We start from the raw sequence: 2,565 nt of genomic DNA on the forward strand, positions 1-2,565 counted from the left end.
ACAAACTGTTAAGGAAACAATCGGAGTTGGTGTAAACGAAAAAGCAGCCTTGAGTTCTGATAAAAACTGCCCTTTCGTTTACATCAATTTCGATTTTACCTTGGTGAACAAAGTCGCGTCCCTTTAGCCGATAGCTATGGGGATTCAATCGTTGCTCTTTTCCTTAAGTTTATCATACTGGGTGTTTTGGTAAAAGTTTTTTTATTCAAGAAATCAATTTTAGGCATGACAAACAAACCTCCTATGCGGAAGTCATTTATTCTATGCAATTGTAGATTTTAACATATCATATGTGCATGAAAAGAAGAACTGTATTTATCTTTGCGGGGTGATACCATATTCCCTCCGCAAGAAGAACATTTGCATACATCAATGTGATACAAAACCTTTATCATTTCTACTGCATTTAGATTTTTTAATGTAGAAATGTATTTCTTGCATCCAAGCAGGTTTCTGCAGAGAGTTATCTTTTTTCTCTTGTTTCTACATGATAGCAGACCATAGTGCCGGATTCTGACAAATCGTTTGGGTGGAACATGCATCATGAATCGACGGATGAATTCTTCTCCTGAAATTGTTTTCTCTTTCCAGTGGCCTTCGTTTTTATAGTCTTTTACTGCATATGTAACTGTCGTATCCGTCATGGATTTGATTCGATGATTACTGATTGCTATCCTGTGGGTATATTTTCCAAGATAATTGATAACCGACTGTGCACCATTGAAAGTTTCTTTACAGTAAGTGACCCAGTTCTTTTCATAACACTTATCAAGAAGTTCTTTAAAACGATAGCTGTTCTGATATTTCTCTGCTGTACCATGAAATTTAAGCTTAGAATCATTCCACAGGCTTTTTAACTCATCCAGATATTTTCCACGGAACACTTTTGAGATGACACCATATGGGAGAAAAAAATTTCCACCTGTGTCTTTCCATTTATTTTCATCATCAAGCCCACCTCCAAGAACAATGGTATGAATATGAGGATGATAATTCATTGCAGAGCCCCAGGTATGAAGAATGCAGATATACCCTATATCAGCTCCCAGATACTTTGCATCTTTTGACAATTCATTCAATGTGGCTGAAGCAGCATGATACAGTGCATCATATAACAGCTTCTGGTTGCTGTAAATAATGGAATTCAATTCCTCAGGAACTGTGAATACTACATGATAATAGGGTGCATCCAATACGTTCTCTTTTTGTGCATCAATCCATTTCTCTTTCGGAAACTCCTGGCACATGGGACAGCATCTGCTTCTGCAGGAGTTGTTGTGAACACTGATACATCCGCAGTCCTCACAAACACTGATGTTTACACCAAAAACTCCTGTTTTACAGTTTCTGATGTGATAAGCCGTTTTTCTGTGATGAGCAGGAGGGTTACTCCTCTTTTCATAGGAAGGATAGAACCGTTCAAATACATCCTGTATCGTACATGATTTATCCATAATCATTCACCACCCATCTCATCAAATGGGCTTTTAATACCAAGCAGAGTTTTATTGCTTACATGCAGATAAATCTCTGTTGATTTTGGATCACGATGTCCCAAAAGAGCCTGAATATATTTTATATCGCAGCCTGATTCAAACAGATGACTTGCAAAACTATGATGCAAACAATGTGTGGAGACGTGTTTTTGAATGCCTGCTCTTTCGGCGCTTTCACGAAAAAACTGAATGACACTATCTTTTGTAAGATAATCCCCTGTCCATGAACTTGGGAACAGAATCCCTCTTGGCCTGCCACATTGAAACCAGTATTCTGTCAATATTTCAAGCGTCCGGTCTGCAAGCAAAGTATAACGGTCAGATCGGCTTTTTCCATCGCGGATGTGTATGGTTTTGTTCGTGCGTGAAATATCATCATAATGAAGGTGTGTGACTTCTGAAACACGAAGTCCACCTGAATACATAGTAGCGATCATAGCTTTATGCTTCAGATTTGGTGTAGCATCAAGAATAGCTGATATTTCTGCTTTTGTAAGCACCGCTGGTAACTTTCTGTCCCTTTTCATACGAGGTATGTCATCATCATCCCAATTCATCTTCAATACTTTTTTGTAAAAGAAGCGGATTCCTGAATGGTAGTGATTGTATGTTTCTGGTGAAATCCCGGAAAGTTTCTTTTCAGTTAGGAATGTATCAACATCGTCAGTTGTTAATGCATCTATATCCTTGGCTGTGTGGTTCAAAAAATGAGCAACACTGGTACAGTATGCATGAATTGTGGAATCCTTGAGATTCCGTTTATTCGCAGCAGATCTAATCTGATTAAAAATTTCTTCGTACATAATAAAATCCTCCATGTAAAGTAAATCGTAAATGTATAAACACTGCTTACATGGAGGAGCATTAGCATAATAAAACTGCTTGCCAGAAAGGCAGCTCAATGGTATTCTTATCATAGGCAGTGGGGATGTCGATCCTGTTTGATTGTTGGTTGTGGTGACTTAACAATACTACTTGTAGGACTTGGTTTCCACTGCTTTTTATTAAAGTGTAAAGAAAAACTGCGCCATAGCCTTGGCAGGCCATCGCGCAGCGATTTTGTTCAACT

3 protein-coding genes are annotated in these 2,565 nt (G+C 38.3%); all 3 read right to left on the reverse strand.

The genetic code is table 11. The annotated features are described in order from the left end of the window. Positions 1-278: 278 nt before the first annotated feature. On the reverse strand, positions 279-1,460 hold the full coding sequence (locus tag I4V84_RS19410; RefSeq protein WP_195993188.1) for an IS91 family transposase: 1,182 nt from the start codon (positions 1,458-1,460) through the stop codon (positions 279-281). Then, on the reverse strand, positions 1,457-2,299 hold the full coding sequence (locus I4V84_RS19415) for a site-specific integrase (RefSeq protein WP_195993189.1): 843 nt from the start codon (positions 2,297-2,299) through the stop codon (positions 1,457-1,459). The genes I4V84_RS19410 and I4V84_RS19415 overlap by 4 nt, the downstream gene beginning before the upstream one ends. A 61-nt stretch (positions 2,300-2,360) precedes the next feature. Further along, the coding region (locus tag I4V84_RS19720; protein ID WP_207664942.1) for a hypothetical protein at positions 2,361-2,565 on the reverse strand (205 nt) is incomplete at its 5' end.

The sequence above is a fragment of the Ruminococcus sp. 1001713B170207_170306_F1 genome (genome assembly GCF_015668065.1).
GTDB lineage: Bacteria > Bacillota > Clostridia > Lachnospirales > Lachnospiraceae > Blautia_A > Blautia_A faecis.